This is a genomic window from Mycobacterium sp. SMC-18, from assembly GCF_045310895.1.
Taxonomy (GTDB): domain Bacteria; phylum Actinomycetota; class Actinomycetes; order Mycobacteriales; family Mycobacteriaceae; genus Mycobacterium.
This window is the reverse complement of sequence record NZ_JBJIAL010000015.1, coordinates 79,067-99,190: the sequence shown is the minus strand read 5'-3', so window position 1 is coordinate 99,190 and position 20,124 is coordinate 79,067. Positions and strand designations below refer to the sequence as shown.

Annotated in this window: 18 protein-coding genes and 2 pseudogenes; 13 read left to right on the top strand and 7 right to left on the bottom strand. The window is 66.1% G+C overall.

Features of this window, described 5'->3' with window-relative positions; translation table 11 throughout:
• Positions 1–300: 300 nt before the first annotated feature.
• Entirely contained in the window at positions 301–567 is a 267-nt protein-coding gene (locus tag ACJH6J_RS15685; protein WP_133427787.1) for a UBP-type zinc finger domain-containing protein, read from the top strand.
• 105 nt (positions 568–672) lie between these two features.
• A complete protein-coding gene (locus ACJH6J_RS15680) occupies positions 673–1,311 on the top strand; it encodes an HD domain-containing protein (protein WP_133427788.1) in 639 nt (212 codons plus the stop codon).
• 68 nt (positions 1,312–1,379) lie between these two features.
• Here ACJH6J_RS15680 and ACJH6J_RS15675 read toward each other — a convergent pair whose 3' ends face one another.
• A complete protein-coding gene (locus ACJH6J_RS15675) occupies positions 1,380–1,925 on the bottom strand; it encodes a YceI family protein (RefSeq protein ID WP_406804190.1) in 546 nt (181 codons plus the stop codon).
• Positions 1,926–2,053: 128 nt separating this feature from the next.
• Between ACJH6J_RS15675 and ACJH6J_RS15670 the strand changes: the two genes are divergently transcribed.
• From ACJH6J_RS15670 to ACJH6J_RS15660, 3 genes are all read left to right on the top strand, one after another.
• Positions 2,054–3,199 carry a GTP-binding protein gene (locus ACJH6J_RS15670; RefSeq protein WP_406804189.1) on the top strand — a complete coding sequence of 382 codons (1,146 nt, stop codon included), beginning with the start codon at positions 2,054–2,056 and terminating at the stop codon, positions 3,197–3,199.
• Positions 3,200–3,381: 182 nt separating this feature from the next.
• Complete coding sequence (locus ACJH6J_RS15665; protein ID WP_029120166.1) at positions 3,382–3,666, top strand: DUF1490 family protein; 285 nt, start codon at positions 3,382–3,384, stop codon at positions 3,664–3,666.
• Positions 3,656–5,872 carry a cation-translocating P-type ATPase gene (locus tag ACJH6J_RS15660; protein ID WP_212806648.1) on the top strand — a complete coding sequence of 739 codons (2,217 nt, stop codon included), beginning with the start codon at positions 3,656–3,658 and terminating at the stop codon, positions 5,870–5,872. Before ACJH6J_RS15665 ends, ACJH6J_RS15660 begins: the two co-directional genes overlap by 11 nt.
• On the opposite strand, the gene ACJH6J_RS15655 is transcribed toward ACJH6J_RS15660, so the two are convergent.
• Positions 5,830–6,447 (bottom strand): TetR family transcriptional regulator, encoded by a 618-nt coding sequence (locus ACJH6J_RS15655; protein ID WP_346417022.1) that lies wholly within the window; start codon positions 6,445–6,447, stop codon positions 5,830–5,832. The two genes, ACJH6J_RS15660 and ACJH6J_RS15655, sit on opposite strands and share 43 nt — an antisense overlap.
• Positions 6,448–6,591: 144 nt before the next feature.
• Between ACJH6J_RS15655 and ACJH6J_RS15650 the strand changes: the two genes are divergently transcribed.
• Genes ACJH6J_RS15650 through ACJH6J_RS15640 form a run of 3 tightly spaced genes read left to right on the top strand, consistent with a single transcriptional unit; the run spans position 6,592 to position 10,366 of the window.
• Positions 6,592–7,038 carry an MmpS family transport accessory protein gene (locus ACJH6J_RS15650; protein WP_318986395.1) on the top strand — a complete coding sequence of 149 codons (447 nt, stop codon included), beginning with the start codon at positions 6,592–6,594 and terminating at the stop codon, positions 7,036–7,038.
• Positions 7,035–9,944, top strand: a complete 2,910-nt coding sequence (locus tag ACJH6J_RS15645) for an RND family transporter (RefSeq protein ID WP_406804188.1) — start codon at positions 7,035–7,037, stop codon at positions 9,942–9,944. Before ACJH6J_RS15650 ends, ACJH6J_RS15645 begins: the two co-directional genes overlap by 4 nt.
• On the top strand, positions 9,941–10,366 hold the full coding sequence (locus ACJH6J_RS15640) for a hypothetical protein (protein ID WP_406802831.1): 426 nt from the start codon (positions 9,941–9,943) through the stop codon (positions 10,364–10,366). Before ACJH6J_RS15645 ends, ACJH6J_RS15640 begins: the two co-directional genes overlap by 4 nt.
• On the opposite strand, the pseudogene ACJH6J_RS15635 reads toward ACJH6J_RS15640, so the two are convergent.
• Positions 10,367–11,139 (bottom strand): annotated as a pseudogene (locus tag ACJH6J_RS15635) (enoyl-CoA hydratase/isomerase family protein).
• 10 nt (positions 11,140–11,149) lie between these two features.
• A complete protein-coding gene (locus ACJH6J_RS15630; protein WP_318986399.1) occupies positions 11,150–11,830 on the bottom strand; it encodes a TetR family transcriptional regulator in 681 nt (226 codons plus the stop codon).
• A gap of 145 nt (positions 11,831–11,975) precedes the next feature.
• Here ACJH6J_RS15630 and ACJH6J_RS15625 point away from each other — a divergent pair, with 145 nt between their 5' ends.
• Together ACJH6J_RS15625 and ACJH6J_RS15620 are read left to right on the top strand one after the other, a co-directional pair.
• On the top strand, positions 11,976–13,028 hold the full coding sequence (locus ACJH6J_RS15625) for a ferredoxin reductase (protein ID WP_318986400.1): 1,053 nt from the start codon (positions 11,976–11,978) through the stop codon (positions 13,026–13,028).
• 30 nt (positions 13,029–13,058) lie between these two features.
• Positions 13,059–14,204, top strand: coding sequence for an acyl-CoA desaturase (locus ACJH6J_RS15620; protein ID WP_318986401.1), 1,146 nt, complete (start codon positions 13,059–13,061; stop codon positions 14,202–14,204).
• Here ACJH6J_RS15620 and nei2 read toward each other — a convergent pair.
• Both nei2 and ACJH6J_RS15610 read right to left on the bottom strand, forming a co-directional pair.
• On the bottom strand, positions 14,106–14,906 hold the full coding sequence (gene nei2 / locus ACJH6J_RS15615; protein ID WP_406804187.1) for an endonuclease VIII Nei2: 801 nt from the start codon (positions 14,904–14,906) through the stop codon (positions 14,106–14,108). The genes ACJH6J_RS15620 and nei2 overlap by 99 nt on opposite strands.
• On the bottom strand, positions 14,906–15,877 hold the full coding sequence (locus ACJH6J_RS15610; RefSeq protein WP_406804186.1) for an NAD(P)H-dependent flavin oxidoreductase: 972 nt from the start codon (positions 15,875–15,877) through the stop codon (positions 14,906–14,908). The genes nei2 and ACJH6J_RS15610 overlap by 1 nt, the downstream gene beginning before the upstream one ends.
• Positions 15,878–15,977: 100 nt before the next feature.
• Between ACJH6J_RS15610 and ACJH6J_RS15605 the strand changes: the two genes are divergently transcribed.
• The 3 genes and pseudogenes from ACJH6J_RS15605 (at position 15,978) to ACJH6J_RS15595 (ending at position 19,567) form a co-directional block, all read left to right on the top strand.
• Positions 15,978–16,922: a MerR family transcriptional regulator gene (locus ACJH6J_RS15605; RefSeq protein ID WP_406804185.1), complete on the top strand. Its 945-nt coding sequence runs from the start codon at positions 15,978–15,980 to the stop codon at positions 16,920–16,922.
• 90 nt (positions 16,923–17,012) lie between these two features.
• The gene (locus ACJH6J_RS15600) at positions 17,013–18,251 is read left to right on the top strand and encodes a thiolase family protein (RefSeq protein WP_406804184.1); all 1,239 of its coding nucleotides are present in this window, start codon (positions 17,013–17,015) and stop codon (positions 18,249–18,251) included.
• A gap of 58 nt (positions 18,252–18,309) precedes the next feature.
• Positions 18,310–19,567, top strand: a pseudogene (locus ACJH6J_RS15595) (HNH endonuclease signature motif containing protein).
• Here ACJH6J_RS15595 and ACJH6J_RS15590 read toward each other — a convergent pair.
• Positions 19,564–20,112, bottom strand: a complete 549-nt coding sequence (locus tag ACJH6J_RS15590; protein ID WP_406804183.1) for a hypothetical protein — start codon at positions 20,110–20,112, stop codon at positions 19,564–19,566. The pseudogene ACJH6J_RS15595 and the gene ACJH6J_RS15590 sit on opposite strands and share 4 nt — an antisense overlap.
• Between the last annotated feature and the right edge of the window lie 12 nt (positions 20,113–20,124).

Here is a 20,124-nt window from a genome sequence, read left to right as displayed (position 1 = left end):
GGTGTTGCTGGAAGGGAAGGCCGCTGCCCAAAGACAAGGAAGTCTGCCAACCCGACCGGAATGGGGTGGCGGAGAGGCTCGTAGTAAAGCTGGCGACGACCCTGATCCAGGCAAACGGAACGGCGCGTGCAGTCCACGCGGAGATGGCGTGAAGCTCAACCAAGGTATTCGCGCGCAGTCGCTGCAGCCCTGGCAGCGTCCTGAGCGTGTCTCGGCGAAGCGGATGGACTTTCGCGCGCTACGGTGGATTGATCGCGGGTGCGCTACCGTAAGCGTCGACAGTCGGAGGAGGGCACGGCCGTGGCATCCATCTTCGGCGATTCGCACTTGAAGAACGTCCGCCTGGTCACCCCGCAGACCACGAAGGGCTGCCAGGACTGCATCGCGGCCGGCACGCGCTGGGTGCACCTGCGGCTGTGTCTGACATGCGGTCACGTCGGCTGTTGTGATTCGTCGCCGATGCGCCATGCCAGTGCCCATGCGAAGACCCCGGGGCATGAGATCGTGCAATCTTTCGAGCCCGGCGAGAACTGGCGGTGGTGCTACGTGCACGAGAAGTACGTCTGACATGTCCTGATTTGTGGGATGCGTGGCATGGCGCGCCCTGTGGGCGCGGCCGATTCGCGGACAAAATGGACTGTGTCCAATCAAGTCCGACGGAAGTTGCGAGCCATGCCCGAAGTCATTGCAGGAGTGACGATTCCGGATACCGAGCTGGTGCGGGAGGCCACCTCGATCGTCCGGAAGTCGACCGACGACACCTTGTTCAACCACTCCCGCCGAGTCTTTCTGTGGGGTTCGTTGAAAGCCGCTGCGCGCGGCCTCGACGTCGACCCGGAACTCGCCTACGTGGGCGGCATGTTCCACGACCTGGGACTCACCACGGAGTACGGCACCACGCATCAACGGTTCGAGATCGACGGAGCCGACCTGGCCCGAAAACTGTTGCTGGACTTCGGCCGGAGTGAGCAGGAAGCGACGAATGTGTGGCTGGCGATCGCGCTGCACACCACACCAGAGGTCCCGCATCACCTTGCGCCCGAGGTCGCGGTGGTGATTCTGGGTGTCGAAACCGACGTCATCGGACTGGGCCTCGACGAGATCAGCGAAGAGCACCGCGCCGAAGTGGTTGCCGCCCATCCGCGTCCCGACTTCAAGAACCGCATCCTGCGGGCGTTCAACGACGGCATGGCCCGTCGTCCGGATACGACGTTCGGGACGATGAACGATGACGTGCTCGCACACTTCGATCCGTCGTTCCAACGGACCAACATGGTTGATCTCATTCGGAACAACGCCTGGCCGGAGTAGCGGCGGCGATGGGCAATGCCGGGCCGGGCGACAGGACGCGGGGGAACCCGGCCCGGCATCGCCTCGGATCAGGCCTGCTTGACGGCTTCGATGTCGAGGGTGATGGTGACCTTGTCGCCGACGACGGCGCCACCGGTCTCCATCGGCAGATCGAGGTCGACGCCGAAGTCCTTGCGGTTGATGACAACTGACGCTTCGTAGCCGGAAACCTCGCCCTGGCCCATGCCGGGGCTCACACCGTTGAATTCCAGGTTCAGGGTGACCGGACGGGTGTTGCCCTTGATGGTCAGGTTGCCGTCGAGCAGGTAGGAATCGCCTTTGGGGCGCACCGCGGTCGAGACGAAGGTCGCGACGGGGTGGTTCTCGGCATCGAAGAAGTCAGCCGACTTGACGTGGCCGTCGCGCTGCTCGTTGCCGGTGTTGAGCGATGTCACGTCGATCTCGGCGGTGACCGACGGCGTGCCGTCCGCATCGACGGTGATGGTGCCACTGACGTTCTCGAACTTCCCGCGGACCTTGCTGACCATCAGGTGGCGTACCGAGAACTCGACCGTGGAGTGGGCGGTGTCGATCGCCCAGGTGCCGACGCTGAGGGGAGCGGTTGCGGTGGTCATGTGCCTGTCCTTTGTCTCTCGTGTGAGCACCGGCTCGTCCGGACTCTGCACTGCCCAACCGGACCGCAGTCCGGATTATTCCGGGCGTCGACTCGCATTCCTTAATGAAAATGATTATCGTTAAGGTCATGCCCTCGACCTCAACTGACCTCATCCCGGTGACCGTGCTTTCGGGCTTCCTGGGAGCAGGCAAGACGACGCTGCTCAACCACATCCTCGCCAACCGGGAGGGTCGCCGGGTTGCGGTGATCGTCAACGACATGAGCGAGGTGAACATCGATGCGGCGCTCATCGCGGGGCAGGGTCATCTCGACCGGACCGAAGAGAAGCTCGTCGAGCTCACCAATGGATGCATCTGCTGCACCCTGCGTGAAGACCTCATCACCGCGGTCGCGGACCTGGCCCGGCAGAACCGATTCGACCAGATCGTGATCGAATCGACGGGCATCTCCGAGCCGATGCCGGTGGCGGCCACCTTCAGCTGGGAATTCGAGGACGGTTTCATCCTGTCCGAGCTCGCCCGACTCGACACGATGGTCACCGTCATCGACGCGTGCACCTTCCTGCCGGAGTTGGCGCGCGGGGAGGCGCTCGCCGACCGGAACCTGGCGGTGGCCGACGGCGACGGCCGCAACATCGCCGATCTGCTGGTCGATCAGATCGAGTTCGCCGACGTCATCCTCGTCAACAAGACCGACCTGGTGAGCGCCAAGACGATCGCGACCGTCGAGGCCGTCGTACGGCGCCTCAACCCCACCGCGCGGATCGAGCACACCGAGCACGGGATCGTCCCGCTGACAACCGTTTTGGACACCGGGTTGTTCGATCCGGAACTGGCCGCGGAAGCGCCCGGGTGGGATGAGGAGATCGCCAATGGGCACACCCCCGAAACCGAGGAATACGGCATCAGCAGCATGACGTTCCGCGCTGCCCGCCCGTTCCATCCGCAACGTCTCGCCGATGCCCTCGACCAGGTGCGAGGCCTGTTGCGCAGCAAGGGTTTCTGCCGGATCGCGACCCGGCCGAACATCGCCGCCATCTGGTCGCAGGCCGGCCCCAACCTCACGATCGAGCCCGCGCAGTACTGGACGAGCACCGACATCGAGCCGGGTCAGGAGATCGTCTTCATCGGTATCCGCCTCGAAGCGGGCAAGGTGCGAGCGCTTCTCGACGCGGCGCTCCTCACCGACGACGAAGTGGCGGCCGGCACGGGTGCCTGGCTGCGTTACGCGGATCCGCTACCGGCGTGGACTGCGGCGCACAGTCACGTCTGAGGCGTGTCATTTGAAGCAAGCCCGCCGCGCAGGGGCATCACGCACTACCTTGGGCTGTATGACACGCGTCCGCGGTGCCGGCCCGGTCCGCCATGATCACGGCCGCCACTCGTGCCTCATCGCCGGGGAACGCGTGAAAATGACAACCGCACAACACATCACATGACGAGAGGGACCGCCTGATGTCGATTCACCCAGCACTGATCAAAGCCACCAGGACGGTGGCCACTGGCGTCATCGGCGTGGCGGCGTACGACGTGCTGCGCAAAGCGTTGCGTGCGGCGCCCATCCACGAAGCGAGTGTCACCACCGCATCGTGGGCGCTGCGCGGTACCCGCAAAGCCGAGGAGGCGGCAGAGAACGCCCGGCTGAAGGTCGCCGATGTGATGGCCGAAGCGCGAGAGCGAATCGGCGAGGAGGTGCCGCCGCCGTCGGTGGCCGACGCCGAACATTCCCATGACCACTGATGTGCTGACCGACGTGGCAGATGCGTCCCGCATCGCCGCCGACGCCGACCTGACGGTGATATCCGTTGCAGCGGGCCGGATTCGGGTTCAGGTTCCGTGGCTGCGGGGCGATGCCGTCGGGGCTGTGGCGATCGAAGATGCCGTCGACAAGGTCGGTGGCGTCAGAACTGTCCACGCCTACCCGCGTACCGCGTCAGTGGTGGTCTGGTACTCGCCGCAGCGCTGCGACACTTCGGAGCTGCTGGCTGCAATCCGTGCCGCGCAGGCCACACCGCGGCAGCTGGTCCCGGCTCGCTCGCCGCGTTCGGCTGACATTCACAACGCGGATGTACTGCGCATGGCGCTCGGTGCTCTGGCTCTCGCGCTCTTGGGAGTCCGTCGTTACGGCCTGGCCCGCCCGCGGTTGCTCGGGCCGGCCAGCCGCACGTTCGCCACCGGAGCGACCATCGTCACCGGATACCCGTTCCTGCGCGGTGCGCTGCGCGCACTGCGCGGGGGCAAGTCGCCCGGCACCGATCTGCTGGTGTCCGCGGCGACCATCGCGAGTCTGATCCTGCGCGAGAACGTGGTGGCACTCACGGTGCTGTGGCTGCTGAACATCGGTGAGTACCTTCAGGATCTGACCCTGCGTCGTACGCGCCGCGCCATCGCCGACCTGCTGCGGGGCGTTCAGGACACCGCCTGGGTGCAGCTTCACGACGGCACCGAGGTGCAGGTCAACGCCGAAACCCTGCGGATCGGCGATCTGGTCGTCGTTCATGAGCAGGTCGCGATCCCGGTCGACGGCGAGGTCGTCGCAGGGGAGGCGATCGTCGACCAGTCCGCCATCACCGGTGAGACGCTGCCGGTGACCATGGCACCGGGTGCGACGGTCCACGCAGGATCTGTGGTCGTCCGCGGCCGGGTCGTCGTGCGGGCCCGCGCGGTGGGCAGTCACACGGTACTGGGCCGCATCGTGGCGAGAGTCGAAGAAGCGCAACGTGATCGGGCGCCGATCCAGACGGTGGGAGAGAACTTCTCCCGTCGGTTCGTGCCCGCGTCGTTCGTCTTGGCAACGGCAACGTTCGTGGCCACCGGCGACGTACGCCGGGCAATGACCATGCTGCTGGTGGCGTGCCCGTGCGCGGTGGGGCTCGCCACCCCGACCGCGATCAGCGCGGCCATCGGCAACGGAGCACGGCGTGGCATCCTCATCAAAGGCGGTTCACATCTGGAGGCGGCCGGCCGGGCCGATGCCGTGGTCTTCGACAAGACCGGCACCCTCACTCTCGGTCGGCACATCGTCACGAACATCGTTTCTTTCCAGGAGAGTTGGACTCCCGAGGAAATTCTCGCCTACGCCGCGAGCTCAGAGATTCACTCACGGCATCCGTTGGCCGAAGCGGTCATCCGCTCGACCGAAGACAAACACATCGTGATTCCGCCGCACGAGGAGTGCGAGGTACTCGTGGGTCTGGGGATGCGGACCCGCGCCGACGGTCGCACGCTGCTGCTCGGCAGCCCGTCTCTGCTGGAGCGCGAGGACGTCGCGGTGTGCGGCGAGGCCGATGCGTGGGTGCAGCGATTGCGCCGTCAGGCCGAGACGCCACTGCTGCTTGCCGTCGACGGTGAACTGGTGGGTTTGATCAGCCTTCGCGACGAGGTGCGCCCCGAAGCGGCAGAAGTGCTTGCGCGCCTGCGGGCCTCGGGTGTGCAGCGGATCGTCATGCTCACCGGGGACCACGCGGACACCGCGCAGGCCGTCGCTGCCGAGCTCGGCATCACCGAATGGAAGGCAAACGCGCTACCCGAGGACAAACTCGCCCTGGTGCGCACGCTGCATGACGAGGGCTACACCGTTGCGGTGGTGGGCGACGGGGTCAACGACGCACCCGCGCTGGCCGCGGCAGACATCGGTATCGCCATGGGATTGGCCGGCACCGACGTCGCCGTCGAGACTGCCGACGTGGCATTGTCGACAGACGACCTGCGGCGGCTGCTCGACGTGCGCGGTCTCAGTGACCACGCAGTCGGCGTGATTCGGCAGAACTACGCCATGTCGATCGCGGTGAACGCGGTCGGGCTGCTACTCGGAGCGGTCGGCGGATTGTCGCCCGTCCTCGCCGCGATCCTGCACAACGCGTCGTCGGTCGCCGTTGTCACCAACAGCTCGCGCCTCATCCGTCACGAGCTGGCACAGTCCGGCGCGAGGTCACCGAGCAGGTAGCGCTGCAGCGTCACGCCGAGGTCGGCGGCGAGCTGTTCGTTCGAGCGGTTGGCCAGTGGTTCCAGGCCGATGACGTAGCGCGCCATCGCGAAACCGTTGACCTGCGACATGACGAGCGCGGCGCGGTAGTCGGCATCGGCGGAGCCAAGTCCTTCGGCGATGGGCGCAATGATCTTGCGCGCCAGGAAGTCCCGGACCAGCTTCGCGGCTTCGGGTTCGGCCGTGGCCGCGCGCACCATGCCGATCATGGGTTGTCGCCGCACTTCATCGTCGAGAACCTCGAGGATGAACGTCGCCAGCCGGAGCCCCGCTGAGTCCTTGTCGCCGTCGAGCACCCGGCCGATGACCGTGGCGGGCTCGACCGGCAGTTCGACCACGGCGAGGAACAGGTCGCGCTTCTTGCCGTAGAAGTGGCTGACCAGCGCCGGGTCGACGCCGGCCTGCAGCGCGATCTGCCGCAGGGAGGTCCGTTCGTATCCCAATTCCGCGAACAGCTTTCGCGCGGTTTCCTCGATTGCCTCGCGGGTGCCGCTGGGGCCCGGGCGGCGTCCACCGCGGGTGGGTCGCTGGCTCATTCGACTTCCTGATTCACAGAATTCTTTACGTGTTGAATTATAGCCCCGGCGGGTCTACTGTCATACCGTCAACCTTCTTGATTAGCCACGCTAGAAGGCGTTCCGCGCAGTCCGTGCCTCGCGTACGGATTGAAAGGGGCACGGATGCAGCAGCTTTCGATCAGGCGCCGACTCGGCCGGCACTGGATGTATGTGGTGGCCGTGGTGGTGGTCGTGGTCGCCGGGTTCGCGGTGTACCGACTGCAGGGCATCTTCGCCTCGCATGACGTCACCTCGACCCCGAGTGGTGCGGTGAACGACATCGTGCCGTTCAACCCCAAGCATGTGGTGATGGAGGTCTACGGACCGCCGGGCACCGTCGCCACCGTCACCTACCTGGACGTCAATGCCCAACCGCAGCGTGCCGACTCCGTCACGCTGCCGTGGACGTACGACACGACCACCACGCAGCCCGCGGTGTTCGTCAACCTTCAGGCCCAAGGCGACAGCGACTCGATCGGCTGCCGCATCACCATCGATGACGCCGTCAAGGACGAGAGAACGGTGAACACCGTGCACGCCTTCACCTACTGTCTGGACAAATCCGGATGAGCGCCAACCGCGTTCCCGACTTCATCCGCCGGTACTCGGTGCTGATCGCGTTCTTCTGGCTGGGCCTGGCCGTCGTCACGAACGTCTTTGTGCCGCAACTGGAGACTGTCGCCGAGTCGCACAACGTGTCGCTGAGTCCGACGGACGCCCCGTCGCTGCAGGCGGCGAAGCGGATCGGCAAGGTCTTCCAGGAGTTCGACTCCGACAGTTCGGCCATGATCGTCCTGGAGGGTGACAAGCCGCTGGGGGCGGACGCACACCACTACTACGACGGTCTGATCGACAAGCTCACCGCCGACACCAAGCACGTCCAGCATGTGCAGAACTTCTGGGGTGACCCGCTGACGGCGGCCGGATCGCAGAGCGCCGACGGCAAGGCCGCGCTGGTGCAGGTGTATCTCGCCGGCAATCAGGGTGAATCGCTGGCCAACGAGTCCGTCGACTCCGTTCGCAAGATCATCGAGAACACCCCGCCGCCAGCAGGTTTGAAGGTCTATCTCACCGGTGCCGCGCCGCTGATCACCGACCAGTTCGAGGTGGGCCGCCACGGGACGCTGAAGACCACCCTGATCACCATCGGCGTGATCATGGTGATGCTGTTCTCGCTGTACCGCCGGATCACGACGGTGATCATGGTGATCTTCACGGTGATGATGGAGCTGACGGCCTCTCGCGGCGTCGTCGCGTCGCTGGCCAACGCCGGCATCATCGAGCTGTCGACGTACTCGACAAACCTGTTGACACTGTTGGTCATTGCCGCGGGCACCGACTACGCGATCTTCCTGCTGGGCCGGTTCCACGAAGCCAGATACGCCGGGCAGGACCGCGTCGAGGCGTACCACACCATGTATCACGGCACGTCACACATCATCCTGGGATCGGGCCTGACCATCGCGGGTGCGGTGTTCTGCCTGACGTTCACCCGGCTGCCGTACTTCGAGAGCCTCGGAATCCCGGCCGGCACAGGCGTTCTCGTCGCCGTGGTCGCCGCGCTGACGCTCGCGCCCGCGCTCCTGTGCATCGGCCGGCACTTCGGCCTCTTCGAACCCGTGCGCCAGTTGCAGACCCAGGGCTGGCGGCGCATCGGTACCGCCATCGTGCGCTGGCCCGGCCCCATCCTGGTGGTGACCATCGCGGTGGCCCTCATCGGCCTGATCGCCCTGCCCGGCTACAAGACGAGTTACGACACCCGTCCGTACATGCCGGCCGACGCGCCCGCCAACATCGGCTACGCCGCTGCCGAACGGCACTTCTCCCAGGCCCGGCTCAATCCCGAATTGCTGATGATCGAAGCCGACCACGATCTGCGGAACTCCACCGACATGATCCTGCTCGAGCGCGTCGCGAAGGCGGTCTTCCACACCGACGGCATCGCGCAGGTGCAGTCGATCACCCGGCCGCTGGGGACGCCGCTGGACCATTCGTCGATACCGTTCCTGATCAGCGCCGGAAACGCCGGCCAGATCAACAACCTGCCGTTCCAGCAGGCGCGTAGCGGTGACCTGCTGAAGCAGGTCGAGGTGATCAACAAGTCGATCGACATTCTGCGGCAACAGTATGCGCTGCAACAGCAGTCGAGCGGTATCACCCACGAGCAGGCCACGGCATTCCAGCAGACGGTCGCGACCGCCCAGGATCTACGAGACAAGATCGCGAACTTCGACGATTTCTTCCGTCCGTTGCGCAACTACTTCTACTGGGAGCCGCACTGCTACGACATCCCGGTGTGCGCTGCCCTGCGGTCCATCTTCGACGCGCTCGACGGCATCGACGAGCTGACCGATCAGCTGAACGACGTCGCGGGGAGCATCGCCAAACTCGATGCGCTGCAACCGAAGTTGCTCGCGCTGATCCCGCCGCAGATCGCCAGTCAGGAGACCAACCGCGAGCTGACGATGACGAATTACGCCACGAACAAGGGTCTCAACGACCAGGCTGCCGCATCGCTGCAGAACGCCACCGCGCTGGGCCAGGCGTACGACGCGTCGAAGACCGACGACTCCTTCTATCTACCGCCCGAGGCGTTCACCAATCCCGAGTTCCAGCGCGGTATGAAGCTGTTCATGTCCCCGGACGGCAAGGCCGCCCGGATGATCATCACGCACGACGGTGATCCCGCGACGCCGGAGGGTATTTCGCACATCGCCGCCATCCGGCACGCCGCGCAACAAGCGGTCAAGGGCACACCGTTGGGCGGGTCGAAGATCTATCTCGCCGGAACCGCGGCCACCTACAAGGACATTCAGGACGGCGCCAAATATGACCTCATGATCGCCGGCATCGCGGCCCTGAGTCTGATCCTGCTGGTGATGATGTTCATCACCCGAAGCATCGTCGCGGCCGTCATCATCGTCGGTACCGTGGCGCTGTCGTTGGGCGCCTCGTTCGGGCTCTCTGTGCTGATCTGGCAGGACATCTTCGGTATCGAGCTGTACTGGATCGTGTTGGCGCTGGCCGTCATTCTGCTGTTGGCTGTGGGATCGGACTACAACCTGCTGCTGGTCTCGCGGTTCAAGGAGGAGATTCACGCCGGCATCAACACCGGCATCATCCGCGCGATGGCCGGCTCGGGCGCGGTGGTGACCTCGGCCGGGTTGGTGTTCGCCGCGACCATGGCGTCCTTCGTGTTCGCCGACCTGCGGGTCCTCGGTCAGATCGGGACGACCATTGCCCTCGGTCTGCTGTTCGACACCTTGATCGTGCGGTCGTTCATGACACCGGCCATCGCGGCGCTGCTCGGACGGTGGTTCTGGTGGCCGCTCAAGGTGCGGCCACGCCCGGCCAGCCAGATGTTGCAGCCCTACGGATCTCGCCAGTCCGTGCGTCAACTGCTGCTGTGGGAGGACGGCGATCCCGCGGTCGCGGGATCGGGTGCAGGTGCGCGACGGCACGGAGGAGACGCATGACGGGCATTGAGCTGTGGGGCGGTCTGACGATCCTTGCCGGGTTGATGGCACTGATCCTGCTGGTGTGTGTCTTCGTGTACATCCGCGGCTTGGAGCGGCGGCCACCCGCCGCCCTGGGTGAACAGGTGGGCGCCCACAAAGCCGTATTGGCCAAAGTGCGCCAAGGCCAACCGATGTCGCAGGACGAGATCGACTACGCGAAGGAACTGGTGTCCGACGCCGGCTCGCCGCTCGCCTACGCGATACCCGCGCTGCTGTTCACCATGGGCTTCTTCTACGTGGTCGGCTGCATGTACGAACTCCAGGTCCACGGCGGCCACCCCTCGTTCCGCACCTTCGTCGGCGGCATCCCGATGCTGACGTCGCTCAACATCTTCGGTCAATTGCACCGGGTGGCACGACTGAAGAAGCGCGTGCCTTAGTTACCGGTTACCGAACGCTTTTGCCGCCAGATCGATGTGGGCCGAGGCCGCGAGAATCTGGCTGCGGTTCTCGACATGCAGTGCGGCCTGCAAGCTGGGGGCCTCGAGGTTGGCCCACAGCACCTGTTTGGTCGACTCGACACCGAATTTTCCGTAGCCGCACAGGGTTTCGGCGATGGCCAGGGCATCGGCGACGACGTCGTCCGCGGACAGTCGTGAGACCAGCCCAAGGCGCAGCGCCTCGTCGGCCTCGACCGTCCGGGCCGTGAGGATCAGATCGAACGCCTGACCGGCGCCGACGATCCGGGGGAGGGTGTAGCTCACCCCGATGTCGCAGCCGCCGATGCCCAGCTTGATGAACTGGGTGCAGAACCGTGCGCCGGGTCCCGCGATCCGGATGTCGGCGGCCAGCGCGATGGCGAAACCGCCGCCGTATGCCGGCCCGTTGACCGCGGCGATCACCGGCTGGCGCAGACTCTGGATCCGCGTGGTCAGCTCGGCGATACGTTCCTGCCAGCGCATGCCCGAGCGTGGAAATTCCAGTCCGCCACCGGCTTCCGGCGGGTTGGGGTCGGAAAGGTCCAGGCCGGAACAGAATCCGCGGCCGGCGCCGGTGAGTACGACGACACGGCACTCGTTGTTCCGGTGGATCTCCTCGAGGGTGCTGTGCAGGCCTCGACGAGTTCGAGGTTCAGCGCATTGAGTTTGTCCGGCCGGTCCAGCGTGAGGACGGCGATATCGGGGCGAGGATAGGCGAGCGACAGCGTTGTCATGCGCCTGACGTTAGCCGCTGTGCCACCCGGCCACGCCGACGGCGATCATGCGCAGCTGCTTGCGTGCGGTCCGTTTGACGTCGTCCAGGGCCTTGGCGTCGTTGGCGTCGTCGATGGATTCGGCGGTGGTCATCATCGTGTTGACGAAGAGTCCGGCCACGATGTTCAGGTCCTCGGCGCTCCAGGTGGTGAGCCCCGGCAGCCGGCCGAGGTCGATCGCGAGCTCCGAGGTGATCAACCGGATTTCCGTGCGAATCGCGTAGCGCAGCGCGGTGACGCCGCTGTTGCGTTCGCGGCTGATGAAGCGCCAGTGCTCGGGGCGTTCGGCGACGCTGTTGAACAGGATGTCGACCGAGGACTCGATGATGCGCTTGGGATCGAGTTGGCCGGCGCGGGCGCCACGAAGCATCTCCCGCAGGGCGCGGAACGACTCGTCGATCAGGACCAGGCCGAGGGCGTCCATGGTTTCGAAGTGCCGATAGAAGGCTGCCGGCACGATGCCGGCCTCGCGGGTGACCTCACGCAGGCTGAGCGCGCTGAAACTGTCCTCGTCGAGCAGCTTGAGGGCGGCCGCGATGATGGCGCGGCGGGTGGCTTCCTTGCGCTCTTCGCGAGAGAGGTTGTCCTGGACGCGGGAGCTTGATGAGCGGCTGGACCTCCGGTCGCGTGAACCAGGGGTACGACTGTTCACCGAACAAAGTTTACACAGCGCACCGAAACCGCAGATCGATACAGATGTGTATGAGTTATCGATACGGGTGTTCACCCTGTGATCCGGGCAACAACCTGCACTTTAAGTCTTGACGCGAACGGTTGGAGTCGGCCACTGTGTACATATGTTCACCGAAACTTTGAGCCGCCGGGTACGGCGCTCCGCCCTGGTTGGCATCCTCACCGGCCCGCATGGCGTGGACCGGTACACCGAGGTTTTCGACCGCACCTGGACTGTCAACGATGCCCGCGCCAAGGTCGTCGCGGTCCGTCGGCAGACGCCGCGCAGCGTCACCCTGACCCTGCAGCCCAACGACGCCTGGCAGGGCTTCAAAGCCGGCCAGCACATCAACCTGACCGTCGAGATCGACGGCCGTCGCCGCACCCGGTGCTACTCGCCGGCCAACTCCGAGGGCAGCCCGGTCATCGAACTGACCGTCGGCCTGCACGACGGCGGCCTGGTCTCCACCCACCTGTTCGAGCACGCCGAGCCCGGCATGGTCGTCCACCTCGACTCCGTCGGTGGTGACTTCGTCCTGCCCGAGCAGCGCCCCCGGCGCATCCTGCTGGTCTCCGGCGGCAGCGGCATCACCCCGGTGCTGTCCATGCTGCGCACCCTGCGTGAGGAGAACTTCGACGGTGAGGTGGCCTTCATCCACTACGCCCGCAACCCCGAAGAGGCCGCGTACGCCACCGAGCTGGCCGCAACGCCCGGCGTGAAGGTGCTGCACAGCTACACCCGGTCCAACCGCGGCGACCTCAGCGGCCACTTCGGCCCGGACCACCTGGCCGCCGCCATGCCCAACCCCGATGCGGTGTTCGTCTGCGGCCCGCCGGCGCTGGTCGACGCGGTCAAGGACCTGCTGCCGGGCGCGCAGTCCGAGAGCTTCGTGCCCCCGGTCATCGCGGTCCCGACCGAAGCCTCCGGAGGCAGCGTCGCCTTCACCGAGAGCAAGGTCGACGTCGTCGACGACGGTCGCTCGATCCTCGAGCAGGCCGAGGCCGCCGGCCTCAACCCGACCAACGGATGCCGCATGGGCATCTGCCACACCTGCACGCGCAAGAAGATCAGCGGCCCGGTGAAGAACCTGATCACCGGCGCCGTCTCGACAACCCCTGACGAAAACATCGAAATCTGTGTGACCGCCCCGTGCGGCGACGTCCAGATCGACCTCTAAACCACCCCACACACTCAAAGGAGACGAACCATGGCTCAACGTCCCGCCCCCATGACCGCCGAGCAGTTCGACGAATTCGGCCGCGCGCTCGACGCCATCCGCGAACGCCACCTCGCCGACCTCGGTGACCGCGACTCCGACTACATCCGCAACATCATCGCCATGCAGCGCAAGCTGGAGGTCGGTGGCCGCGCCCTGCTGTTCCTGCCGCCGGCCTGGCCCATCGGCACCGTGATGCTCGGCCTGTCGAAAATCCTGGACAACATGGAGATCGGCCACAACGTCATGCACGGCCAGTACGACTGGATGGGTGACCCGGCGCTGCGCGGCCAGAACTTCGAATGGGATTCGGCCTGCCCGTCCAACCAGTGGCGGCACTCGCACAACTACATGCACCACACCTACACCAACATCGTCGACATGGACCGCGACATCGGTTACGGCATCCTGCGCATGAGCGAGGACCAGAAGTGGAGCCCGTACTTCCTGGGCAACCCGGTGTACGCCTTCCTGCTGATGGTGTTCTTCCAGTACGGCGTCGCGCTGCACGAGCTGGAGGCCGAGCGCATCCGCACCGGTGAAATCCGCCTGCGCGACAAGAAGGACATGCTGCGCGAGATGTGGGCGAAAGTCCGTAAGCAGACCATCAAGGACTACGTGGCGTTCCCGCTGCTGGCCGGGCCGTTCCTGCCGTTCGTGTTCGCCGGCAACATGACCGCGAACCTGATGCGCAACGTGTGGTCGTACGTGATCATCTTCTGCGGCCACTTCCCCGAGGGCACGCACGAGTTCACCATCGAGGAGACCAAGAGCGAGACCCGCGGCCAGTGGTACTACCGCCAGCTGCTGGGTTCGGCGAACCTGTCCGGCGGCAAGTGGTTCCACATCTTCAGCGGCAACCTGTCGTTCCAGATCGAGCACCACCTGTTCCCCGACATCCCGGCGCACCGCTACGCGGAAATCTCGCCCGAGGTCAAGGCACTGTGCGAGAAGTACGACCTGCCCTACAACACCGGCCCGATCCACAAGCAGTTCTTCTCGGTGGTCAAGAAGATCTGCCGCCTGGCCCTGCCGGACTCATGGCTGACAAAGCGGGCACCAGAAGGTGATCCGGTCACGGAGGTTGTTGAGGTCGCCGACGACGTCGAGGTTCTGGTGCCGGTTCCGGTCGCCTGATTCGATCAGCGTCCCGCACCTGCGACACGCCTGCCCGGCCCGGCCGTAAACCCAGAGTTGACGGCCGGGCCGGGTATCGCCCGTTGTAGTCCTGCTCCATCGGTTTCTGTTCAGCCACAACATGTCCCGGGCCCGCTGCGCCAGCCGCAGCGGGTCTTTCACTGTGCTGACCGGGGCGGTCGGGCGGCGGCCGACGATGAAACACAGCTCATTGGCGTAGACGTTGCCGACGCCGGCGAGGTTGCGTTGGTCGAGTAGTGCTTCATGCAGTGGCCGGTCGGGGTCCTGGGTGAGGTTCTGGGCAGCCCGGTGTGGATCCCAGTCCGGGCCGAGCAGATCCGGGCCGAGGTGCTTGACGGGCTCCTCGTCGTGGTCCCGCTTGAGGACTTCCAGGATGCCGAGTTCTGAACCCACCGCTTGAATGTCCTTGGTTTCCAGGATGATTCTCGTCTTGTGGTCGGGCCGGCGGGGCCTGGTGTTGACCTGCCACTTGCCCTCCATCTTGAGATGCGAGTGGATGCTGGCTTCGGCCGTGCGGATGAACAAATGCTTGCCGCGGCTGATGACGTCCTCGACCGTCTGGCCCGTGAGGTCGACGGTGGCGAGCTTCGGGACGCGAATGTCGCAGCGCGTCAGCGTCTTTCCCTGCAGCGCCTCACGGAGGATCGCTGCGGTGTGAAAAACGGTGTCGCCTTCGGGCATCAGCGGATGTAGGCGTGGGCTCGGGTCAGCGCGCGTTCGGCGTCGTGCGCGATTTTCTGGACCAGGGGAGCGGCCAGTTCCAGCTCGTCGATCAGGTCGAGGGCCTCACCGGCCCAGATCGGCACGTAGTCCATGTCCAGCTCGGCGACCTTGGTGCGGAACTCGTTTTGTGCCTTGGGATCCGCGTCGAGCTCGGCGTCGCGGTCCTGCCACGTGTCGGTGAAGACGCTGCGCAACGTGCGCGCCGGATACTCGGCGGGCCAACGCGTTTCGACGGGCCGGGCGGCGATGTCGATGGCGCGTCCGCTCGTGGTGTCCGCCGCCTTCGCCTTGAGCATGACCTTCGACTCGGCGGCGCTGAGCAGGGACTCGTGGGTGGCCTCGAATCGGGTGCCGATCATGGCGCCCGCGGCGCCGAGCGTCAGTGCAGCGGCCAGGCCGCGGCCGTCTGCAATCCCACCGGCGGCAAGAACCGGGATGCCGTGCGCGATGTCGACGACCGCGGGGACGAACGGCAACGTCGACCGGCCGCCGTGGTGGCCCCCGGCTTCCCGGCCCTGCGCGACCAGCACCTGGACTCCGGCGTCGAGGGCCTGCTTGGCCTCATCGAGGCTGTGGACCTGGGACAGCAGCGGAATGCCGGCGTCGTGGATGGCCTTGGCGAACGGGGCGGGGTCGCCGAACGACAAGATGATGGCGGCGGGCTGCTGCGTGATCACCCAGTCGATGATCTCCTGATTGACCGCCCAGGTGAGTAGGCCGACGCCCCAGGGTTTTTCGGTGCCCTGGTTGGCCAACTGGCATTCGGTGGCGAGCATCGTGAGGTCGCCGCGGCCGCCGCCGATCAGGCCCAGCCCGCCACCCTCCGATACCGCGGCTGCCAGCCGGCCACCGGATACGTCGCCCATCGGGGCCAGGACGATCGGGTGCTCGATGCCGAACAGTTCCGTCAACGGGGTGTGCAGGGCCATGGCTTCACTCTAGGAGCCCGGCATGAATGGGTCCGGCGGCCGCGGAAGTTGACCTTGCCCCCGGCGGCAATGTTTACCCTCTCGATTGAGGACATTGACCATGCAGATTTCCGAGCTGGCCAGGCGGACGGGCGCGTCGACCAAGGCCGTGCGGTACTACGAGGACCTCGGCCTGCTGGCGCCGTCGCGCCTGGCCAACGGCTACCGGGACTACTCCGAAGAGGATGTGCAGATCGTCAGCGAGGTGCGTGCTCTCGCCGCGGTCGGCATCGCCCCGTCGAAGGCCGGACCGTTCATCGACTGCCTTCGTCATGGCCACGAACACAGCGACGAGTGTCCCGAGTCGCTCGTGGCGTATCGGGACAGCATCGCCGTCCTCGACGAGACCATCGCGTCGCTGACGCGGCGCCGACACGACCTCGCGGCGCGGCTCGACGCCGCCGCATGCCGAGCATTCGACAAGAAGGACGAACCGTTGACAGATTTCACGACGCTCCCCGCCGGCCTGCCTGTCCCCGAAAACGACGGTGCCGCCGATCATCTCGTCGGCCTGGAGGTCCCCGACATCACGCTGAGGTCGAGCGGCGGTGGGGAAGTCCAGCTGCGGCAGCTGCCGGCGGGGCGGACGATCGTGTATCTGTATCCACTGACCGGCCGTCCCGGTGCTGACCTCCCCGCGGGCTGGGATGCGATTCCCGGGGCCCGAGGGTGTTCCACCGAGGCATGCGACTTCCGTGACCACTTCGCCGAGCTGAAAGCCGCTGGGGCGAGCCAGGTCTGGGGAATGTCCAGCCAGGACGTCGACTATCAGGCGGAAGTGGTGCGGCGGCTGCGGCTGCCGTTCCACATGCTGTCCGACGAGACGTTCGTTCTGGCCGACGCACTGCGGCTCCCGACGTTCGCTGCCGACGGGCATCCGCGCCTCTACACCCGACTCACCATGGTGATCTGCGACGGCCGGATCGAGCACGTCTTCTACCCGATCTTCCCGCCGAACACGCACGCGCAGCAGGTGCTGGACTGGTTGCGCGCGCACCCGGCCTAGCGTCTGCTGCTCGCGCGGCCCTGGCGGATCGCCCTCTGGCGGAGCGTCGTCAGCGGTACGCTCGGCTCGACATCGAGCGGGAGACGGTTGATGACAGAAGCATTTGTGCTTGGTGGTGTCCGCACTCCGTTTGCGCGGTACGGCAGCTCGCTGTCCCACATCCGCACCGATGACCTCCTCGGCATGACGATGAAGGGCGCGTGCGAACGCGTCGGCGTCGAACTCGGCGCCATCGAGGACGTCGTCGCCGGTTGTGTGAACCCTGCCCACGAGGGGATGGGTGACGTCGCCCGCTGGGCGGCGCTCGCCGCCGGATTCCCGGACACCGTGGCCGGGACGACCATCAACCGGTTCTGCGGGTCGTCGCTGAGTGCCACGATCAACGTCGCACACGCGATCCGGGCCGGCGATCTCGGCGTGGGGATGGCCTGCGGCGTCGAGTCGATGTCGCGATCGGGCTGGGCCTACATGAAAGGCGACGCACCGTTCGCGCCGCGCGGGCCGGTCATCCTGCTCGACACCATGTGGGCCGGTGCCGGCGGCCCGCCCAACCCGGCGCTGCTGGCGCGCAACGCCTACATCAGCATGATCGAGACCGCGCAGAAGGTGGCTGATCGCTACGGTCTGACGCGCGAGGAGATCGACGCCTTCGCGCTGCGCACACAGCGAAATGCCAAGGCGGCCCGCGATTCCGGGCGCCTGGCCAAGGAGATCATGCCGGTCGAGATCGCCGCGACGAAGAAGTCGCCGGCGCGGCTGTTCGAGCACGACGAATTCATCCGCGACGAGACCACGGCCGAGCAACTGGCGGCGCTGCGCCCGCAGCCGGGTACGACCCAGATGACCGCGGCCAATTCGACGCCGCTCACCGATGGCGCCAGCGCTCTGGTGCTGGCGTCGGGGGAGCGCGCGGCGGAACTCGGCGTCGAGCCGTTGGCGCGGGTGGTGTCCTCGGCGGTGTACGGGATCGACCCGCTGTTCATGGGGCTGGCACCGGCGTGGGCCCTGCCCCTGGCCATCAAACGTGCCGGTCTGACTCCTGAGCAGATCGATGTCTGGGAGGTCCACGAAGCGTTCAGCGCGCAGGCCCTCGGGGTGTTGCGGGAGCTGCCCAATCAGCTCGACGGATTCGTCGTGCCCGACGAGAAGCTCACGCCCAACGGGGGCGCCGTGGCGATCGGCCACCCGTTCGGCGCCACCGGTGCCCGGTATGTCCTGACCCTGGCCACCGAACTGCGCGAGCGCAATGCCCGCTACGGAGCCATCGGCGTCTGCGTCGGATCGGGTCAAGGCGTTGCCATTGTGCTCGAAAATCCCTCTGTTGCTTGAGGAGTAGGCGAGCGGCTGGGTGCGATTTTTTGTCGTACCCTTCTGCTTTGATGGTGTCATGTCCAGCAGCGCAACGGCTTTCGATGTTGAGTCGTCGCCGTGTGAGCGGATGGATGCGTACTTCGCGGAGATCGGTGAGCTGACCGGTCAGCGCAACGCGATCGACGCGCGGCTGGTGCAGATTGCCGCCGAGATCGACCGGGACGGGCTCTGGGGTGCCACCGGTGCCCGGTCGATGGCGTCGCTGATGGCATGGAAAACCGGTGTGTCGCCGCGTAATGCGGAAGTGATGGTGGCGGTGGCGCACCGGTTGGAGGAATTCCCGCGCTGCGTGGAGGCGATGCGGGCGGGTCTGTTGTCGCTGGATCAGGTCGGGGTGGTCGCCGAACACGCGGCCGACGGTTCTGATGAGCACTACGCGCAGTTCGCCGAGAGCGCCACGGTCACGCAGTTGCGCACTGCGGTGAGACTGGAGCCGCGGCCGGAGCCGGAGCCCGAAGCCGGAACCGGAGCGGTCGATCGCCAAGACCAGCCACGACGACGGCTCGGTCACCTACAAGATTCGGCTGTCGAAGCTGGAGGCGGCGAAGTTCGATGCGGCGCTGGCGTCGCATCAGGATGCGTTGGTCGCGGACTGGAAACGCGACCACGAAGACCCCGAAGGGCAAGTGTCGGAGCAGGCACCGCCGTTCCCGAACCAGGTGGATGCGTTCATGAGCGTGGTCGAGGCCGGCTGGGACGCCGACGTGGCACGGCGGCCGCATGGGCAGCGCACCACCGTCGTCGTGCATGCGGACCTCGAACAGCGCACGGCCGCCTTGCATCTGGGGTCGGTGCTCACCGACGACGAGCGCCGGCTTTTGTTGTGCGATGCGACGTGCGAGGTGTGGCTCGAGAAGCACGGGCAGCCGTTCGGGGCCGGCCGGTCGACCCGCACCATCAGCCGCCGGCTGCGCCTTGCGCTGGAGCACCGCGACCGGTGCTGCCGGGTACCGGGGTGCGGGGCCACCCGCGGCTTGCACGCCCATCACATCATTCACTGGGAGAACGGCGGGGAAACCGAGCTGCACAACCTGGTGCTGGTGTGCCCGTACCACCATCGGCTGCATCACCAGCGGGTCATCACGATCACCGGGCCGGCCGATCGGCTGGTCGTCACCGATGCCGCGGGCCGACAACTCGACGGCGGATCCCTGGCGCGGACACCCACCACGGCCCGCCCTGCTGTGCCGCCCTGCCCCGGACCGACCGGGGAGCGCGCCCAATGGTGGTGGTACCAACCCTTCGAACCACCACCCACACCCTCGACCAACTAGGGCAGCAGCGGCAGCCGCCACAGCGGTGCGCCGGGTTCGAGGAACCACAGCCGCGTCGCGGTCAGACGCAGAATCCGGATGGCGCCGGTCATCATGAGCACCGCCAGCGGGAGTTCGATCAAGACCGCGGTGACCAACGGCACTGTCGAGTCGTGGCCGAAATCGGACGTCATGACGTCGAACCAGGCATCACAGACCAACAGCACCCCGGTCGTGAACGCGGTGAGCAGCACGAGTTGACGACGCAACCAGCCCAGCACCGCGGTCGTGGCCATGAACGCGACGAGGAGACCGTCGAAACCGATCCAGGTCGCGGGCCAGTTGTGCGCCGTGTAGTTGTCCGGAAGCGTGAATCCGAGGTAGACGACCCACGGGATCAGCACGATGCAGCTGCCGGTCATCACCGTCAGCCGGATGCGCCGCATTCGCCTCGCCATCGCAGGCGGGAACACTTCATCCAGTGGACGCTGCAAGCGCATGATCAGGTCGTGCCGCTGCGCCGGCGTCATCGCGGCGATGGCGGCGTCTGACAACCCACTTTCCATGCGGTCGATACT